Here is an 18666-nt window from a genome sequence, read left to right as displayed (position 1 = left end):
TCCATGCTCCAGGTGGGCCTGAACCCCTACGGTCTGACCTATCATCTGGGCCTGCAGGCCCGCGGCACGCCACGCGCCAATCCCAAGCCGGCGGGGCTGGAGGGTTTCATCGCGCTAGCGACCGAGCTCGGCGCCAAGGTGCTGGAGATCTGGGTGCCATGGCTGACGGAGCTTTCCGACGATGCGGTCATCGCGCTGCGCGAAAGGCTCGCTGGCCTCGGCATCACCCCGATCGTCAGCGGCGGCCTTCTGGTGGGCGAACCGCTCGACGCGGCATTCCGGGCCGCACGCCTGCTCGAGGCCAAAATCATCCGAACGGCGCTGACGCCGGTTCTGTGTGGCGACCGCAACGCTGCCGGCGAGAAATGGAGCGAGTTCGCCGGCATCATTCGCGCGAGATTGCAGGAATGGGGTCCGCGCGCGATTGCCGAAGGCCATGTCCTGGCGATCGAAAACCACCAGGACTTCACCAGCCAGGAACTCGCCGATTTCTGCGCACTCGGCGGCGAAGGCGTCGGCATCACCTTCGACACCGGCAACACATTCCCGGTCGGCGAAGCGCCGCTCGATTTTACGCGTCGGATCGCACCTTACGTCCGCCATGTCCACCTCAAGGACTACCGCGTGCAGTTCACGACCGAAGGCTACAGGCTGATCCGCTGTGCCATCGGCGATGGTGCAGTGCCGTTTGCCGAACTGTTCGCAGTTCTTGCCGAACACCACGATCGCATGACCGCCGTTCTCGAACCGGGTGCATTGGAGGCGCGGCATGTCCGCTTTCTCAGCGACGACTGGTGGTACGGCTATCCGCCGAAGACGGCGCGCGAATTTGCCGCCTGCCTGCGGGCCGCGCAGCGCAATCGGCTGCCCGATGATGCCGACTACCGCACCCCTTGGGAGCGCGAAGACGACGTTTCCCTCGTTTCCTATGAGCTCGACATGATCAGGCGCAGCGCCGCCAACATGCGCAACCTTGGTTTGATGAAAGTGGAGAAGATCTGATGACGGCACGTGAACTCGATGGATTGACCGCCTTCGTAACCGGCTCCGGCCGTGGCCTCGGTCGCGTGATGGCCGAGCGCCTGGCGGAACTCGGCGCCAATGTCGCGATCCATGACATGGACGAAACAGCGCCGGCCAAATACGGCGAGTTCGCCAATCTCGCAGAGGTGGCCGAGCGCCTGAAGCGTCATGGCACGAAGGTCACGTCGGTGACCGGCAACATTGGCGACCAGAAGGCGGTGGCCGAGATGAAGCGCAAGATCGAGGCCGATCTCGGCGACGTGCATGTGCTGGTCAATTGCGCCGGCGGCGACATCGGCGCCAAGGGCGGCAAGCCGAACCCGAACAACGCCCTCGACATCGAACTAGACGACATCCGTGTGCTCACCGAAAACAATCTGATCGGCACGATGCTGGTCTGCCAGGCCTTCGTGCCGCCCATGAAGCAGCGCGGCGGCGGCTCCGTCATCAACATCGCGTCGGCGGCAGCACATCTCGGCGTCTCACCCGAGGTCGTCTACTCGACGTTGAAGGCCGCGGTTGTGCATTACACGCGCTGCCTCGCCAAGGAGCTGATCGACGACGGCGTGCGCATCAATGCGGTCAGCCCCGGCGCCACCAAGACGGCCCGGTTCCAGGCGACCCGAGTGGTCGATCCGACGCGCATGGATTCGAGCAAGAAATCGCTAAACCGCTATGCGGAGCCGGAAGAGATCGCCGAGGCGGTGGCCTTTCTCGCCGGTCCACGCGCGCGCTTCATCAACGGCCAGGTCATCCGCGTCGATGGTGGTTTCACCATCTTTCCAGGTTGAATGGGCGCCGACTACAGCGGCAGCCGCCCCTCAGGTGGAGGTCGCCACTTATGGGATAAGTAGATGGTACCGTTGGCTGGGATCGAACCAGCGACCTCCGGATCCACAATCCGGCGCTCTAACCAGCTGAGCTACAACGGCACATTTGCCTGAGCAGAATCTCTTCGGGAACTCGTCTCAAGCGATCCGCTCTGTCGTTCGGCGATGCGTCCATACGGGCTTATGGATTTTAATTCAAGGCTTTTGCGAAGCAAAGGCCACTTCCCCACATGTCGGCGCAACAGTGGCGGTTCGCCGGGCAAAGAAAAAGGCCGGCGGGAGGAGGTGCCGGCCTTTTCCTGTTACGAGCCAGCGGGAGGAGGAGCTGGCTGGTCACCCCGGGGAGCAGAGGGAGGAGGTTCCACTCGCCGGGTATTTCGTGATGGCTACCACCATACGCCTGATCGTTTTTGAGAAAATGCGACCTTTTGTTGCATCCTCAGATCATGCGCAAATATTAGGCAGCCTTAATGTCCTTGATCGCCTTCTCGAAGGCGGTCTTGATCGGCTTGGAGACGTCTTCCGCCGCCTTGGAGGCAACGGCCTGGAAATCCTTGGCTTGCTCGACCGTCAACTCGACGCGCTTGCGCAGGAAAGCGGTCTGCAGTTCGACGACTTCCGACAGCGACTTGGCGCCGATCAGGGCTTCGAGATGCGAGAAGCCGGCTTCGGCATTGGCGCGCAGCGCCGCGATGGTCTTGAGCGACAGGTCGCTGGAAACAGTCTTGGCGGTCTCGTAGGTCGACTCCAGAGCCTTCTGGGTCTCCTCGGCGCCGGTCTTGAGCTTGGCATAGGCCTCCTTCGACTGCTCAACGCCCTTTTCGGCGAAAGCGCGCATCTGGTCGGTGGCCTTGGAAGCGTCGAAGCTCGGGAATTCAACGTTTTCGATGGTCTCGGCAGTTTTGGTCCTGGACATTTTCCATCCTTTTCAGCGGCAGCGGCTTTGACGGAAAGCCGTCTCGTTCATGTATGATGGCAATATAAAGGCAATTTTTGTGCATTGCAATATCTTTGTTGCAGTGCACCATATATTTCTTTCCGGCCGTTAACCAAAAGCCCAGAAACCAGCCTTTGCACGTTCTGGCTTGTGGACCTTCACGCCTGCGGCTTTTATTAACAAAGCGTTAACTGCAAATTTCGTCGCTCCGTGAGGGTTCGCCAAGCGCATGCCGTCCGAATATTCCTTCCTCGACGTCGCCGTGCTCGACGCGGTGCGCCAGCGCTTTGCCGCCGGCGACGCGATCGCGATCCTGTCGGTCGACCTGGAGCAGGTGATCTGGGCCAATGGGCCGGGCGCCGCAGTGTTCGGCTATCCCGACATCGAAGCGATCATCGGCGCCTCGGCACAGTTGCCGCTGATTGCCCGCCGCCAGATCATGGCGACCAGCGGCTTTCCCGAGATCGGCAGCGATCGCGGCGTCACCGTCAGGCTGGCGACCGGCATGACCAGCAGGACCGTCGGCTTCCAGGCGAGTGCTGTGACGCTGCCCGACGGCGAGAAGGCGATCATGCTGGCGGTGCCGGCCGCCCAGACAGGCTCGCGCGGGGCCGCCGAAATCGCCAGCCGGGCGATCAGCGGCTTCACCGAAGACGGCCATTTCATCGCCTTCATCGATGCCGGGGGCAATGTCGAGGCCGCGTCGGACGGCTTTTCGAAGCTCGGCATCCAGCCCGCGACGCTGGCCGCCCTGGTCGCCGATGTGGCCGCCGAGGGCGAACGCATTGTCAAGCGTCTCGTTCCGGGCGGCAACACTTCCTATCCCGCCGGGCTGGCGCGGCTGACGCCGGAGCGGCATCTCCTGGTTGTGATCGATGAGGATCAGCTCGAGGACCATGCGTCTGTCTCAGAAGCTTCGGCAGAACCCGCTCCTAAAGTAACGGAAAGCGCCACTGCACAATCCGATCCTCATCAGGACAATCAGCCGACGTCGGATGCTTCGCAGGCGGAGGCCGTCGTACGGTCACCTGGCACTGCCGAGATCGAGCCCGAGCACGCCCCTTCCAAGCCGGCGCCTGAAGATATGCCGGAACGGGCCACGCAAGAGATTTCGGAGCCGACCGGGCCGACTCCGGTTGCCGCCGACAATGATCAGCCGACAGCGGGCGGCACGCCGGCACAGCACGATCACTGGTACTTCAATGTCGGCGAGGATGACGCGCGACCCGCGCCTGCCGCGCCGGAAGCGAAAAATGTGGTCCAAGCGACCGGCGCCGAGGCTTCGGTGGACAGCGCGAAGGAGAGCGGGCCCGCCTCCCCGGCAACCACGCCCCCAACTCGGACAATAGACCGCTCGGCAGCGCCGCTGCGCTTCGTCTGGCGCACCGACGCCGAAGGCAAGTTCAGCACGCTGTCGCCGGAATTCGCCGACATTGTCGGCAAGCCGGCAGCCGATGTGATCGGCCGGCGCTTCAGGGATGTCGCGGCGGCCTTCGGCCTTGACGCGTCCGGCGAGATCGCCGGCCTGCTGGAGCGGCGCGATACCTGGTCCGGCCGCTCCGTGCTGTGGCCTGTCGTCGGCACCGACCTGAAGATCCCCGTCGACCTGGCGGCTTTGCCCGTCTATGGCCGCAGCCGCGCCTTCGAAGGTTTTCGCGGCTTCGGCGTTGCCCGGACCGGCGATGCGATTGTCGATCCGGAAGCGATCGGCATGGCCCTGTTGCCCAATGGCGAGCGGCCTGCGACGCCGGAACCGGAAACCGTGAAACCTCCGGCTGAAGAGCCGAAGGCGGACGAGTCGAAGGCCGAGGAACCAAATGCGGCGGATCCATTCAAGGGCGAGGTGCCGGCGCTGACCATCGTGCCGAAACAAGAGCGGCGCTTTGCCGACAAGGTCATCCGCCTGGCCGAACACCGGCAGCCGGCCAACGACAAAGGGCTGTCGACACTGGAACGCAGCGCCTTCCGTGAGATCGGCGAGCGGCTGAAGAAGGACAGTGCATCCACCGAGCCGCCGGAAGCCGAAAAGCCCGGCATCGAAAGCACGACGAAACCGGAGCCCAGCACACCGGCCGGGCCAGCGGCTGAAACAGCAGTGGAGGCCCCGGCGGCCAAGGCGGAAACTCCGATCGAGGCCGTCTCCGATGTTGCGTCGACGCCTGAAGCCGTCTCGGATCAAGAGCCGGCAGAGACCGGCGAAACCCCGGTGGCGGAACCGGAGAAGGACGCGGTGCTGGCCGAACCATCCGAGACCGATGCCGAGGACGAGGCGGATCTCGCGCGGCTTGATGGCGGTCACCCGGACGACATGGTTCGCCAGGAGGACAGCGACACGCCGGCCGGCGCGACAGGCTCGCTGCTCAGCTATGCCGAGGCGAGCCCCGTCGCGGACAATGACGAGCCCACGGCCTCTGAACCGGTCACCACAGAATCGGAAAGTGCCGAGCCCGCCGCAATCGACGATGAACCGGCAATTGCAGACGCCGGACATGTCGGGACCGACGACGATGAGAGCACGACGTCGGCCGATTTTCGCGATGCCGAGGACAGTGAGGACTGGGTCGACGGCGCGGAAACCGCCGCCGCTGACGAGCAGCCCGCGACATTTGGCGGTGAAGCCGCAAGCGCACGCGGCGGCGGCGAGAGCCCGGCCGAACGGCCACGCCTGAAAGTGCCGCCGCTCAAGACCGAAGGGATCGTGCCGTCGGCATTTTCCGTCGGCGACGAAAGTAAGGCTCCAGACACTTCGCTGCTCGGCAAGCTGCCGGTGCCGCTGCTCATCCATTCGGGCGATCAGTTGCATTATGCCAATGAGGAGTTCCTCGACCTGACCGGTTATGACACGCTCGAGGATCTCGAGGACGCCGGCGGCCTGGGTGCGCTGTTCGCCGATCCTTATGCCGATGACGGCACCTCCGACGGCAGCGACCGGGCACTGCGGCTGAAAACGCGCGATGGCCAGGAATTCCCGATCGACGCCATCCTGCGCTCCGTTCCCTGGCGCGACGGCAAGGCGCTGATGCTGGTCGTGCGCCGTTCCGGCGATGATGACGCGCCCGCAGCCCTGCACTTGGTCGGCGAAGAGCCGACACAACCCGACATTTCCGAGCTCAAGGCCCGCATCGCCGAGATGCGCACCATCATCGACACCGCTACCGACGGCGTCGTGCTGATCGGCAGCGACGGCACCATCCGCTCGATCAGCCGCCCGGCCGAAGCGCTGTTCGGTTTCGACAGCGACGAGGTGACCGGCAAGCCCTTCGCCTCGCTGTTCGCCATCGAAAGCCAGCGCGCGGCGCGCGACTATCTCACCGGGCTTTCCGAACCCGGCGTGGCGAGCGTCATGAATGACGGCCGCGAGGTGATCGGGCGCGAGGCGCAAGGGCGCTTCATCCCGCTGTTCATGACCATCGGCCGGCTGCCCAATGACAGCGGGTTCTGCGCTGTCGTGCGCGACATCACGCAGTGGAAGCGAGCCGAGGAAGATCTCACCCAGGCGCGCGCGGTGGCCGAACGGGCGTCCTCGCAGAAGACCGATTTCCTTGCCCGCATCAGCCACGAGATCCGCACGCCGCTCAATGCCATCATCGGCTTTTCCGAATTGATGGTCGACGAGAAGTTCGGGCCGGTCGCCAATGACCGCTACCGCGACTATCTGCGCGACATCAATCGCTCGGGCAACCATGTGCTCGACCTGGTCAACGACCTGCTAGACATCTCGAAGATCGAGGCCGGCCAGCAGGAAATGGCCTATGAGGCGGTCTCGCTCAACGACACGCTGGCCGAGACCGTGGCGATGATGCAGCCGCAGGCCAACCGCGAACGCGTCATCATCCGCTCCAGCTTCGCCTCGCGGCTGCCGGAAGTGGTGGCCGACCTGCGCTCCGTGCGCCAGATCGCGCTCAACATCCTGTCCAACGCCATTCGCTACACCCAGGCCGGCGGCCAGGTGATCGTCTCGACCGCCTATGAGACTTCAGGCGACGTCGTCATGCGGGTGCGCGACACGGGGATTGGCATGAGCCAGGCCGAGATCGAACAGGCGCTGAAGCCGTTCAAGCAGATCAACGCGCTGAAGCGCGGCCGCGGCGACGGCACCGGCCTTGGCCTGCCGCTGACCAAGGCGATGGTGGAAGCAAACCGCGCCCGCTTCACCATCAATTCGACGCCTGGCGAAGGCACGCTGGTCGAGGTCGCGTTTCCTTCGACCCGGGTGCTGGCGGAATAGCGAGTCCAAAAGAAAAGGCGCCCTGGAGGACGCCTTAAGAGATGGGATTGCTGTCACAACGGGGGCTTGAGCGAATTCAGATCCTCCGGGGCAGAGGAACGGGATTTCTCCCTCAAGTTACATGCGACTATCGGGGCCGGGCCTTAACAAGTCCTTACCGGCTCGCCGAAAAATTTACGAATGTGTACCACTCGTGAAATCTAGGTAAATTCCCGCGACATGGTTCGTTAACCATCCCGATCGGGATCATTCGGCAAGCTGCGGCAGGTTCCTGAACAGCTCCAGCGCTTCCGGGTTGGCGAGCGCTTCCTTGTTCTTGATGGCGCGGCCATGCACGACGTCGCGCACGGCGAGTTCGGTGATCTTGCCCGACTTGGTGCGCGGAATATCCGTGACCGCGACGATCCTGGCCGGTACGTGACGCGGGCTGGCACCACTGCGTATCTTGGCGCGGATGCGTTTTTCCAGATCCTCGTCCAGTTGGACGCCCGCGGCCAGCCGCACGAACAGCACGACACGCACGTCATTGTCGAAATCCTGGCCGATGCACAGCGCTTCCAGGATTTCCGGCATCTGTTCGACCTGGTTGTAGATCTCCGCCGTGCCGATGCGCACCCCGCCCGGGTTGAGCGTAGCATCCGAGCGGCCATGGATGATCATGCCGCCATGCACCGTCCACTCAGCGAAATCGCCATGGCACCAGACATTGTCGAAACGCTCGAAATAGGCCGCCTGGTATTTCTTGCCGTCAGGGTCGTTCCAGAAGCCGATCGGCATCGACGGAAACGCCTTGGTGCAGACCAGTTCGCCCTTTTCCTGCCGGATCGGCCTGCCGTCGTCGTCCCAGACATCGACGGCCAGGCCAAGGCCGGGTCCCTGGATCTCGCCGGTCCATACCGGCTGGGTGGGCACGCCGAGCACGAAGCAGGAGACGATGTCGGTGCCGCCGGAAACCGAGGCGAGATGCACGTCCTGCTTGATGCCGTCGTAGACGAAGCGGAAATCCTCGGGCGACAGCGGCGAACCGGTGGAGGATATCGATCGCACGGTCGACAAATCATGGCTGCGGATCGGCTTGAGGCCGGCCTTGCGCACGGAATCGATGAACTTGGCCGAGGTGCCGAAGAAGGTCATCTTCTCGGCATCGGCGAAGTCGAACAGCACATTGCCGTCGGGGTAGAAGGGCGAACCGTCATAGAGCAGCAGCGTCGCCCCCGAAGCCAGGCCCGACACCAGCCAGTTCCACATCATCCAGCCGCAGGTGGTGAAATAGAAGAAGCGGTCGCCGTCGACGAGGCCGGCATGCAGCCGGTGTTCCTTGACATGCTGGATCAGCGTCCCACCGGCCGAGTGGACAATGCATTTGGGGATGCCGGTGGTTCCTGATGAAAACAGGATGTAGAGCGGATGCGAAAACGGCAGAGGTTCGAAGCTGACTGGCCTGGCGGCGAAGGGCGACAGCGCCTCTTCCATCGCCACCGCCTTGTCGATGGTTGCCGCCACATCGGCCGAAGTGCCGAGATAATCGACAAGCAGCACCTTGCGGACACTGCCGAGCTTGGCCGCGACCGCCGCGACCTTGTCGGCGACCTCGATCGCCTTGCCATTGTACCAATAACCGTCGGGCGCGATGAAGATGACAGGCTCGATCTGGCCGAACCGGTCGAGCACGCCCTGTTCGCCGAAATCGGGAGAGCAGGATGACCACACCGCGCCGATGGAGGCCGCAGCCAGCATGGCGGCGACGGTCTCGGGCATGTTCGGCATCATCGCCGCGATGCGGTCGCCCTTCTTGACCTTGAGCGACAGGAAGAGCTGCTGCAGGCGCGAGACCAGGCCATGCAGTTGGTTCCAGGACAGCCGCCGCTCGACCTTGTCCTCGCCGCGAAAGACGATCGCCTCGCCCGCGCCGGTCTTCTTCAACAGGTTCTCGGCGAAATTCAACGTCGCGTCGGGAAAGAAGGAGGCACCGGGCATCTTGTCGCCGTCGGCCAGCAGGCGCTCGCCCTTTTCGCCGACAATGCCGGAAAAGTCCCAGACCAGGCTCCAGAAGGTCTCGCGATCCTCGACCGACCAGCGGTGAAGGTCGCCATAGGAGGCGAATGTGGCGCCGGCTTTCGCCTCCGCGACCTTCTGGAAAGCTGTCAATGGCGAAGCGTCGATCCGGTCTTGCGTCGGGGTCCAGAGCGGTACTTCGGCAGCCATGATCGGTCCTCCCACGGTCGTCATCGCTTATGCATATCGCAGCGCGGCAGAGCAAGATTTTGTTGGGCCGAAGCGCTCAGGTGTGCGCAAATGCCATCGCCGGGCCATAAAGACTTGAAATGCCTCAGTCCTAAGTCGTAGTGACGACTGGGGTTTTGCGTCAGGCGATTAATCGGAACGGAAGCATATAGGGCGAGATGCCATCATCCTTGATCCGCCGCGGAGTATGGGCGATCGGCGCTGCCGTGATCGTCATCGCTCTGGTGGTCGCAGCCCTGCCGCTGATCGCCTCGACGCGCATCGTGCGCGATCGCATCGCCTGGGAAATGAGCGCCTGGAGCGGCTTCCGGGTCGCCATCGAAGGCTCGCCGCGCATCGAGGTCTGGCCGAAATTCCGGGCGATCCTGACCGATGTCACGCTTTCGAAATGGACGGACACCGACGCGCCGCCGGTCGTCGAAGCCGAACGCGTCGAAATCGACCTATCGGCCATGGCGGCGTTGCAGGGCGACGTGGCGTTTTCCACGGCGCGGCTGGTGCGGCCGACGATCCGGGTCCAGCGCACGGCGGACGGCCTGTTCCTGCCCACTGCGCCGACCGGTGGGCGTATCGCGCGCTCCATCGACACGGCCCGCGGCGTGGTCAGTGCCGATCCAGCCAAGCCCGACCTCGACAAGCTGCCGACAGATGCCTTCGGCACGGTTGAATTCAGGGACGGCCGCATGGTGACTTCCGTCAACGGAAAGGACGTGGAGATCCTGAGCAGCCTGAGCGGTCAGGCGACCTGGGCGGCGATGAACAGCAATGCGACGCTGTCGGCAACCGGAATCTGGCGCGGCGAAAGCGTCGCCCTCGACGCTGCCTCACAGAAACCGCTGGTGCTGTTTGCCGGCGGTGTGGCGCCGCTCACCCTGTCTTTCAAGGCAGCACCCGCCACCTTCTCCTTCGACGGCACGGCCAGCATGTCCGACAACGCCTATTTCGACGGCCAGGTGAAGTTCGCGGCACCCTCATTGCGCCGTGTGCTGGAATGGTCGCAGGCCGGTATCGCGCCAAGTGCCGCGATCGGCTCGGTCAGCATTTCGAGCAAGGTCACGGCGTCGGCCGGACGCGTCAAGTTCGAGAACACGGCGCTGACGCTGGACAACAATCCGGGCATGGGCGCGCTCGACCTGTCGCTTGGCGACGCCCAACCCGTGATCTCGGGCACGCTCGCCTTCGACACGCTCGACCTCAGATCGTTTCTGTCCGCCTTCACCCCGCTGGGACCGGCGAGCGGGGCCGGCCCAGGTGACGTTGAGGCAAGTTTCGCCGACCGGGTCAATCTCGATTTGAGGCTGTCGGCGGCGCATGCCACGGCCGGAACGATCCAGCTTGCCGATGTCGCCGCAACCGCCCAGGTCAAGGACGGACTTTCCGTCTTCGATATCTCCGACGCCTCGGCCTTTGGCGGCAATATCCAGACCAGCCTCCGATTCGACCGCAAGCCCGAGGGCACACAGGTCGAGATCCGGCTGCTTGCGTCCGATGTCGATGGCGGCGCGTTCGGCACGGCGGCGGGCATGACCCGACTGGTGCCGGTCGGCACGGGCACCGTTTCGGTCATCCTCAAGGGACCGGGCAGGACCTGGGATTCGATCTTTGAAAACGCCGACGGTTCGGTCTCGGCGACCTTCGGCCCCGGCGCGCTCAGCAAGTTCAACCTGCCGGCCTTTCTCAAGCATACCGAACAGGGCGGCTTCTTCGCGCTCGACGACGTCTCGGACGGCACGCTGCCGATCGACGGCGCCGAAGTGAAGGCGACCATTTCGCGAGGCGTGGCGCGGCTGGACAAGGCCGAGGCCAATTCGGCGAAATACAAGATCTGGCTTACCGGCATCGCATCCTATGCGGGGCGCGGACTGGCGCTGTCCGGCGGCGTCATCCAGCCGGACCAGGCGGCAGCGCAGAAGACCGGCCAGCAAGGCCCCAACCAGTCGTCCTTCTTCGTCGGCGGAACCTGGAGCACGCCGTTCATTTCGCCGATAAGCCGTGGGGTTTCGGGCGAATAGAAGCGCGCTTACGTTTCGTTGAGCATCAAACCGGCTTCGTCCTCGGGTCAGGCCCCAGGTCATGCTTTTCGCGATCACGCTTCCGTCCAGTTGAGCATGATCTTGCCCGAAAACCGGCTTCCACTTTTCGGGATCATGCTTCCGTTCAGTTGAGCATGATCTTGCCCGAAAACCGGCTTCCACTTTTCGGGATCATGCTCAGCCGCGTTGCGCCGCCTGTTCGTCGAGCTGGCGCTGCACCTCACGACGCTTGTTGGCGATCGAAGCGATGATGACGCCGACCGCGACGACGGCGATCAGGATGGTGCAGGCGGCATTGATCTCCGGCGTCACGCCGAGACGGACCTGGCTGTAGATCTTCATCGGCAGCGTCGTGGCGCCCGGTCCAGAGGTGAAGCTGGCGATAACCAGATCGTCGAGCGACAGCGTGAAGGCCAGCATCCAGCCGGATACGATCGCCGGCAGGATCACCGGCAGCGTGATCTGGAAGAAGGTCTTGGCCGGCGTTGCGCCAAGATCCATCGCCGCCTCCTCCAACGACCGGTCGAAGGAAACCAGGCGCGACTGCACGACGACCGCCACGAAGCACATCGTCAGCGTGATGTGGGCGAGCGTCACCGTGAAGAAACCGCGGTCAAGCCCGACGGCAACGAAGAGCAGCAGCAGCGACAGGCCGGTGATGACTTCCGGCATGACGAGCGGGGCGAAGACCATGCCGGAGAACAGCACCCTGCCGTTGAACCGTGTGTAGCGCGTCAGGGTGAGTGCCGCCAGCGTGCCGAGCACGGTTGCCACAGTGGCCGAAATGACGCCGACACGCGCCGTCACCCAGGTGGCGTCCATCAGGCCCTGATTGTGGAACAGCGAGACGTACCATTTGGTCGAGAAGCCGCCCCAGACGGTGACGAGCTTGGATTCGTTGAAGGAGAAGACGATGAGCAGCACGATCGGCAGGTACAGGAAGGCAAAGCCAAGCACGATCGAGGTGACGTTGAAGCGGCTCCAGGTGGTGTTCATTTGCCCTGCTCCTGGGCACGCGCCTGTGCCTGCTGGAAAAGCATGATCGGCACGGTGAGCAGCAAAAGCAGGATGACGGCGACGGCCGACGAGACGGGCCAGTCGCGGTTGGCGAAGAACTCGTTCCACAGCGTCTTGCCGATCATCAGCGTCTGCGATCCGCCGAGCAGGTCGGGGATGACGAATTCGCCGACGGCCGGGATGAACACCAGCAGGCAGCCGGCTATGACGCCCGGCAGCGACAGCGGGAAGGTGATCTTCCAGAAAGCCGCGGTCGGCGGGCAGCCCAGATCCTTGGCCGCCTCGATCAGCGAGTAATCCATCTTTTCCAGCGACGAATAGAGCGGCAGGACCATGAAGGGCAGGTAGGAATAGACGATGCCGATGAAGATCGCCGTATAGGTGTTGAGGATGACCAGCGGCTGGTTGATGATATGCAGCGACAAGAGCAGCTGGTTGAGCAGGCCCTCGGGCTTCAGAATGCCGATCCAGGCATAGACGCGGATCAGGAACGACGTCCAGAACGGCAGGATGACCAGCATCAGCAAGGTCGGGCGGATGGTAGCCGGCGCGCGCGCCATTCCATAGGCTATCGGGTAGCCCACCAGCAGCGTCAGCACGGTCGAAATGGCGGCGATGATCAGGCTGGTGATGTAGGCCTTGAAATAGAGCGCGTCCTGCGTCAGCCAGACATAGTTGTCGAAGTTGAGGTCGCGGAACCCGGCGAAGAAGCCGGAGACGCCGTCGCTGAAGTCGAGCACCGGCGTGTAGGGCGGCATGGCGATCGCCGTCTGCGACAATGAAATCTTGAAGACGATGACGAAGGGGATGAGGAAGAAGAACAGCAGCCAGAGGTAGGGGACGATGATGACGAGCCGGTTGATGAAACCGGCACCCAGCCGCGTCAGGAACGGCTTGGCGGCGGTCGGTGGCGCGGCGGCATCGGCGACGGCGATGTTGGACATATCAGCCCCCTACCGCGCCAGCACGACGCCGGCATCGGGCCGGAAGGATACCCAGGCGCGGTCGTTCCAGGTCAGCGGATCCTCGGTCACGCGCGCCGCGTTCAAGGCGCTTGCCCGCACGATCTGCCCATCGTCGAGCCTGATGTGGTAGACGGTCATGTCACCGAGATAGGCAACGTCATAGACCTCGCCTTCCAGCGCGTTGACGGCATCGGCCGGCTTCTTCGACGAGACCTTGATCTTTTCCGGCCTGATGGCGAAGACGATATCGGCATTGGCCGCGGCCGCGGCACCGCCATTCTCGACGACGATCTGGGCACCGCTCGGTCCGGTGATGCGGGTGGTGTTGGCCGACCGCTCGGCGACCTTGCCCTCGAACATGTTCACATTGCCGACGAAATGGGCGACGAAGCGCGAGGCCGGGGCTTCATAGACTTCCGCGGGTGTCGCCACCTGCATGACCTCGCCTTTGTCCATGATGGCGATGCGATCGGCCATGGTCATCGCCTCTTCCTGGTCGTGGGTGACGACCACGAAGGTGAGACCGAGCTCCTGCTGCAAGTCCATCAGTTCGAACTGGGTTTCCTCGCGCAGCTTCTTGTCGAGCGCGCCGAGCGGCTCGTCGAGCAGCAGCACCTTCGGCCGCTTGGCGACCGAGCGGGCGAGAGCGACGCGCTGGCGCTGACCACCGGAGAGCTGGTGCGGCTTGCGCTTGGCGAACTGCTCGAGCTTGACCAGCTTCAGCATCTCGGCAACGCGCTTTTCGATATCGGGCTTGGGCATGCCTTCCTGCTTGAGGCCGAAGGCGATGTTGTTCTCCACCGTCATATGCGGGAACAGCGCATAGGACTGGAACATCATGTTGACCGGCCGGCGATAGGGCGGGATGCCGCGCAGATCCTGGCCATCGAGCAGGATGCGGCCGGCCGTCGGTTCCTCGAAACCAGCAAGCATCCGCAGCAGCGTCGACTTTCCGCAACCCGAGGCGCCGAGCAGGGCGAAGAACTCGCGCTCGAAAATGGTCAGCGACAAATTGTTGACGGCGGTGAAGTCACCGAACTTCTTGGTGACGTTGTCGAACTGGATGTATGGCTTGGCGTTCGGGTCGTTCCATGGCGCGAAATCCCTGCGGATGCTGCCAAGCGATTTCATATCCCCACTCCGTTTTGCTTCCTGCTTCGTCCCCAAGAACGCGACCCCGGCAGTTGTCTGCCGAGGTCGCTTCAGATGCTTATTGGCCGGTAACGATCTTAGTCCAGGTGCGCGTGATGACGCGCTGGGTCTTGGGATCATAAGGGGAGACCGTGTAGAGCTTCTGCAAGGTCGCGTCGTCGGGATAGACGGCCGGGTCGCTCAGCAGTGCCTTGTCGACGAACTGCTGCGAGGCCTTGTTGCCGTTCGCGTAGAGCACGGCGTTCGACGATTTGGCGATCACTTCCGGCGTCATCATGTAGTCGAGGAATTCATGCGCTTCGGCGACATGCGGCGCATCGGCGGGGATCGCCATCTGGTCGAACCACATCTGGGCGCCTTCCTTAGGCACGGAATAGCCGATCTCCACGCCCTGCTTGGCCTCGACCGCGCGGTTGCGCGCCTGGAAGACGTCACCCGACCAGCCGACCGCCAGGCAGATGTCGCCATTGGCGAGCGCATTGATGTACTCCGACGAGTGGAACTTCCTGATGAAGGGGCGGACCTTCATCAGGGCTTCCTCGGCCTTGGCGATGTCGTCGGGCGAGGTGCTGTTCGGGTCGAGGCCGACATATTTCAGCGCCGCCGGAATGATGTCGGCCGGCGAATCCAGCACATAGACACCGCAATCCTTCAGCTTGGCGAGACTTTCGGGATTGAAGAACACGTCCCAGCTGTCGATCTTGTCGGTGCCGAGCGCTGCCTGCACCTTCTTGATGTTGTAGCCGATGCCGACCGTGCCCCACATGTAGTTGATCGAATACTCATTGCCGGGGTCGTATTTGGCGGTTCTTTGCGAAACCGTATCCCACATGTTGGAGAGGTTCGGCAGTTTCGACTTGTCGAGCTTCTGGAAAACGCCGGCCTGGATCTGGCGGGCCAGGAAATTGCCGCTCGGCACGACCACATCATAGCCGCTGCCACCGGCCAGCAATTTGGTTTCCAGGATCTCGTTGGAATCGAACGTGTCGTAGACGACCTTGATGCCGGTCTTCTTGGTGAAGTCGTCGATGATCGTCGGGTCGATATAATCGGACCAGTTGAAGACGTTGACGACGCGGTCCTCGGCATGCCCGGCGGGCGTGAACAATGTCAGAAATACCGAGGTCGCCGAAAGCCAGAGCGCTTTGCGGATCATGCTATTCTCCTTTGGTGAGTGTTCCTTCGCCGGCTCGTCGCGAACCCGCGCGACCGGGCATTTGTTTCAGACTATTGAGCTTTCCAGAAAGCGACAAGCGCGAACCGCCGACACCATGCAGGCGGTTCGATGAGCGGCAGGTGATGGCTCTGTGTCTCTGCAGCGGCCCGGGTGGCGTGCCGATGCCGTCAAAGGCTTTCGCCGTGGCGCGGGCAGAGATACGACGATGTGGTCCGGTCTCAATCTGACCGGCAGGGAGACTTGGCAAGATACGCCTGTCTTGTTGTTGCCGTAGTCTCAGCCTGCCCGCGCGGCAGCGAATTTGTCAATGGCAAAGCTGCACGCCGCATCAATTAGGCGACGGCACCCCGGTGACCCCCGCGCGCTCGGGCCGTGCCTGGCGCTTGAACTCGAGCCCGATATGGACGAGCAGCGCGGTGACCACCACGGCGCCGCCGATGATGGTGCGCCCGGACGGCACCTCGGAATGGATGAGCCAGACCCATATCGGCCCAAGGATCGGCTCGAAGGTGCCGAGCAGTGCCGCGATGGCCGCCGGGATCAATCGCGCGCCGGTGGCAAAGAAGGCAAGACCAATGCCGAGATTGACCACGCCGAAGGCGAAGAGAAAGCCCATGTCGGCGGCTGACACTGTGAAGATAGACGCCTGCGAGGCGGCAAAGCCCGCGGCCAGGATTGTGCCGAGACAGGTCGCCGGCGTCATGCGCACGCTGGCGAACCGCCTTGTGATGACGGTGGCGACCGAGAACATCAAAGCGATCAGCAGCGCCAGCCCGTCGCCTATGGGCGAGACGGCGCCATCAAGCGATTCAGACACCATGATGGCAACGCCGGCAATGACGGCGGCAATCGCCACCCAGGTCACGGCACTGACACGTTCGCGAAACAAGGCCCAGGCCAACAGCGCCGCCAGAAGCGGCACGCCGGCCTGCATCAAGAGGATGTTGGCGACGGTGGTGTAGGCGAGTGCCACGACGAAGGCGGTCGATGCGATGGCGAAACAGAACCCGACGGCAAGGCCAGGCAGTCCCATGTCGCGAAACGATTTCAGCATGCCGCGCCAGCCGTCACGCCAGGTCATGAAAGAGAGCAGGAAGGCGGCGGCCCAGACGGAGCGCCAGAAAATAACCGTCCAGCTGTCGCCGACAGTGATGAAGCGGGCGATGGTGCCGCCGAAACTCCACATCAGCGCCGACAGGAAGACCAGAATCATGCCGACGCGTTCCTCGCGCGGCGAGGAAGTCGATGCAACAAGGCCCGGCGATGATGCTGCGTCTGTCATGGCCGCGACTGTCGAGCTTTTGTGGACGGGGCGATGCGCAAGGGGCGACAAAAAACTGCTCTGTTCGCGTAACGCAAAGAGCTACGCCGCGAGTGATCCAGAAACCGGCGACGATTGTGGCACCTTTACTGCTGCTGCCGCATTACTGGAAGTCGAAGGCGCTCAGGCCCGTCACCATCTCGTCGAGGCCAAGCGGACGCGTCACCGGCGGTTCGGCGCGCGCCAGACAGCCGACGCGCTCGCAAAGCCGGCAGGCGGGTCCGACCGGCGTCGCCGCGACGGCGCCTTGTCCAGCCCTTGCGCCGACCGCGGCGCCGGGTAGTGCCGCGCCATAGACGATGTCGTCGCGAAAGCCGATGTCGCAACCGAGCAGCAGTGCTGTGCGGCGCGGACGCTCCGCGAACGCGCCCTGCGGCCCCTCAAGCGTGCGGGCGATGCACAGGAACTCGGCGCCGTCAGGCATTTCCACCGCTTCGACGAAAACCTGGCCCGGCTGGGTGAAGGCGGCATGGACGGGCAGCTTGGGGCAACCGCCACCGAAGCGGCTGTGCGGAAAGCCCTGGCTGCCGGCCCTGCGAAAGCGGTTTCCCGCATTGTCGACCTCCAGCATGAAGAACGGCACTCCGAGTGCGCGCTGCCGCTGCAGCATGGTCAGCCGGTTCGCCGCCTGCTCGAAGGAGACGCCGAAGCGCGAACGCAGGACGTCGATGTCGTAGCGGGCGCGGACGGCGGCGGCATGAAAGGTCTGGTAGGGCATCATCAGCGCATGCGCGGCATAGCGGCCGAGCTCGAAACGGGCGAGGCGGCGGGCCTCGTCCGTGGTCAGCTTGAGCGCCTGGATCTCGCCGGCGACCGCGACCGTCATGCGGATCAGGCAGGCCTCCATCGCCACCTCGCGCAGTTGGTCGAACGGTGACAGGCGCTCGGACAGGAACAGGCGCTGCGAATGGCGGTCATAGCGGCGGCGCCAGTTCGGCATGGTGGCGACCGGCAGCACCTTGACCACGATGCCGTATTCGCGCTTCAGCCATGCCTTCAACGCACCGAACAGATCGTCGCCGGGATCGAGCACCGCGGTGAACGCCTCGGCTTCTTCCTCAAGTGCCGTAAAATGGTTTGGCCGCCGCTCGAAGGTCTCATGCACCTCGTCGATCGGCAGGCGAGCGCCGGACAGCGCGGTCGCCCGCCCCTCGCGCGCCAGGAGTTCGTTGAGGTCTGACAGCCGATCGGCCTGCTCGCGATAGGCACGAAACAGTTTTATCACCGCCGCGGACGCATTGGGCGCCGCCTCGGCAAGTTCGATCAACTCCTGGTCTCCCGGCAATTCGCCGACCAGCAGCGGATCGGTGAACACCTCCTTCAAGGCCGCGACCGATCCCCTCGCCTCGCCCTGCAGCTCATGCGGGTCGACCTTGTAGACGGATGCCAGCTTGAGGATCAGCTGCACCGTCAGCGGCCGCTGGTTGCGCTCGATCAGGTTGAGGTAGGACGGCGAAATGCCGAGCCCCTCGGCCATCGCCGTCTGGGTCAGGCCCTTGGCGTTGCGGATGCGGCGGATGCGCGGCCCGGCGAAAATCTTCTGCTCAGCCATCGACTGCCCTTGACAGGAATTTACACGACGTTCGCGGCAATCCCATTGCCGGTGTGTTTTACAATTATGACAGATTTACATCACCCCCCTGTCAAACACAACACAGGTTTTCCCTAATTCTCGGCCACATAGCCTGATTTTTCTGGCTGATTTCGCGCCGCAATGTAAATTCGGTCACATCCAGATG

Annotated in this window: 12 protein-coding genes and 1 tRNA gene; 4 read left to right on the top strand and 9 right to left on the bottom strand. The window is 63.5% G+C overall.

Going from position 1 to position 18666, the window contains the following annotated elements; genetic code table 11:
* Positions 1-3 precede the first annotated feature (3 nt).
* Together CK227_RS32000 and CK227_RS31995 are read left to right on the top strand one after the other, a co-directional pair.
* Positions 4-1002, top strand: a complete 999-nt coding sequence (locus CK227_RS32000) for a sugar phosphate isomerase/epimerase (RefSeq protein ID WP_095775557.1) — start codon at positions 4-6, stop codon at positions 1000-1002.
* Positions 1002-1814 (top strand): SDR family oxidoreductase, encoded by an 813-nt coding sequence (locus CK227_RS31995; protein WP_095775502.1) that lies wholly within the window; start codon positions 1002-1004, stop codon positions 1812-1814. Before CK227_RS32000 ends, CK227_RS31995 begins: the two co-directional genes overlap by 1 nt.
* A gap of 64 nt (positions 1815-1878) precedes the next feature.
* Here CK227_RS31995 and CK227_RS31990 read toward each other — a convergent pair.
* Positions 1879-1955, bottom strand: a tRNA-His gene (locus tag CK227_RS31990).
* A 355-nt stretch (positions 1956-2310) separates the two neighbouring features.
* Positions 2311-2769 carry a phasin gene (locus CK227_RS31985; RefSeq protein ID WP_095775501.1) on the bottom strand — a complete coding sequence of 153 codons (459 nt, stop codon included), beginning with the start codon at positions 2767-2769 and terminating at the stop codon, positions 2311-2313.
* Positions 2770-3019: 250 nt separating this feature from the next.
* Here CK227_RS31985 and CK227_RS31980 point away from each other — a divergent pair, with 250 nt between their 5' ends.
* Complete coding sequence (locus CK227_RS31980) at positions 3020-7018, top strand: PAS domain S-box protein (RefSeq protein WP_095775500.1); 3999 nt, start codon at positions 3020-3022, stop codon at positions 7016-7018.
* A 246-nt stretch (positions 7019-7264) separates the two neighbouring features.
* On the opposite strand, the gene CK227_RS31975 is transcribed toward CK227_RS31980, so the two are convergent.
* A complete protein-coding gene (locus CK227_RS31975) occupies positions 7265-9223 on the bottom strand; it encodes an acetoacetate--CoA ligase (protein ID WP_095775556.1) in 1959 nt (652 codons plus the stop codon).
* 197 nt (positions 9224-9420) lie between these two features.
* On the opposite strand from CK227_RS31975, the gene CK227_RS31970 reads away from it, so the two are divergent.
* Complete coding sequence (locus CK227_RS31970; RefSeq protein ID WP_095775499.1) at positions 9421-11274, top strand: AsmA family protein; 1854 nt, start codon at positions 9421-9423, stop codon at positions 11272-11274.
* Positions 11275-11472: 198 nt separating this feature from the next.
* On the opposite strand, the gene CK227_RS31965 is transcribed toward CK227_RS31970, so the two are convergent.
* The 6 genes from CK227_RS31965 to CK227_RS31940 form a co-directional block, all read right to left on the bottom strand.
* Positions 11473-12291 carry an ABC transporter permease subunit gene (locus tag CK227_RS31965; RefSeq protein ID WP_095775498.1) on the bottom strand — a complete coding sequence of 273 codons (819 nt, stop codon included), beginning with the start codon at positions 12289-12291 and terminating at the stop codon, positions 11473-11475.
* Complete coding sequence (locus CK227_RS31960; RefSeq protein ID WP_095775497.1) at positions 12288-13256, bottom strand: ABC transporter permease subunit; 969 nt, start codon at positions 13254-13256, stop codon at positions 12288-12290. Before CK227_RS31960 ends, CK227_RS31965 begins: the two co-directional genes overlap by 4 nt.
* A 9-nt stretch (positions 13257-13265) precedes the next feature.
* Positions 13266-14408 carry an ABC transporter ATP-binding protein gene (locus CK227_RS31955; RefSeq protein WP_095775496.1) on the bottom strand — a complete coding sequence of 381 codons (1143 nt, stop codon included), beginning with the start codon at positions 14406-14408 and terminating at the stop codon, positions 13266-13268.
* Between the two features lie 79 nt (positions 14409-14487).
* A complete protein-coding gene (locus tag CK227_RS31950) occupies positions 14488-15585 on the bottom strand; it encodes a polyamine ABC transporter substrate-binding protein (RefSeq protein WP_095775495.1) in 1098 nt (365 codons plus the stop codon).
* Between the two features lie 349 nt (positions 15586-15934).
* Complete coding sequence (locus CK227_RS31945) at positions 15935-16888, bottom strand: DMT family transporter (protein WP_095775494.1); 954 nt, start codon at positions 16886-16888, stop codon at positions 15935-15937.
* A gap of 142 nt (positions 16889-17030) precedes the next feature.
* Positions 17031-18479 (bottom strand): XRE family transcriptional regulator, encoded by a 1449-nt coding sequence (locus CK227_RS31940; RefSeq protein ID WP_095775493.1) that lies wholly within the window; start codon positions 18477-18479, stop codon positions 17031-17033.
* Between the last annotated feature and the right edge of the window lie 187 nt (positions 18480-18666).

This window comes from Mesorhizobium sp. WSM4308 (assembly GCF_002294905.1).
In the GTDB taxonomy this organism is placed as follows: domain Bacteria; phylum Pseudomonadota; class Alphaproteobacteria; order Rhizobiales; family Rhizobiaceae; genus Mesorhizobium.
The sequence above is the reverse complement of the archived record's forward strand: the minus strand, read 5'-3'. Positions and strand labels throughout refer to the sequence as shown.

Coding starts and splice junctions, on each gene's coding strand:
- CK227_RS32000 (WP_095775557.1), top strand. CDS start 4: ATGCTCCAGGTGGGCCTGAACCCCTACGGTCTGACCTATCATCTGGGC.
- CK227_RS31995 (WP_095775502.1), top strand. CDS start 1,002: ATGACGGCACGTGAACTCGATGGATTGACCGCCTTCGTAACCGGCTCC.
- CK227_RS31985 (WP_095775501.1), bottom strand. CDS start 2,769: ATGTCCAGGACCAAAACTGCCGAGACCATCGAAAACGTTGAATTCCCG.
- CK227_RS31980 (WP_095775500.1), top strand. CDS start 3,020: ATGCCGTCCGAATATTCCTTCCTCGACGTCGCCGTGCTCGACGCGGTG.
- CK227_RS31975 (WP_095775556.1), bottom strand. CDS start 9,223: ATGGCTGCCGAAGTACCGCTCTGGACCCCGACGCAAGACCGGATCGAC.
- CK227_RS31970 (WP_095775499.1), top strand. CDS start 9,421: ATGCCATCATCCTTGATCCGCCGCGGAGTATGGGCGATCGGCGCTGCC.
- CK227_RS31965 (WP_095775498.1), bottom strand. CDS start 12,291: ATGAACACCACCTGGAGCCGCTTCAACGTCACCTCGATCGTGCTTGGC.
- CK227_RS31960 (WP_095775497.1), bottom strand. CDS start 13,256: ATGTCCAACATCGCCGTCGCCGATGCCGCCGCGCCACCGACCGCCGCC.
- CK227_RS31955 (WP_095775496.1), bottom strand. CDS start 14,408: ATGAAATCGCTTGGCAGCATCCGCAGGGATTTCGCGCCATGGAACGAC.
- CK227_RS31950 (WP_095775495.1), bottom strand. CDS start 15,585: ATGATCCGCAAAGCGCTCTGGCTTTCGGCGACCTCGGTATTTCTGACA.
- CK227_RS31945 (WP_095775494.1), bottom strand. CDS start 16,888: ATGACAGACGCAGCATCATCGCCGGGCCTTGTTGCATCGACTTCCTCG.
- CK227_RS31940 (WP_095775493.1), bottom strand. CDS start 18,479: ATGGCTGAGCAGAAGATTTTCGCCGGGCCGCGCATCCGCCGCATCCGC.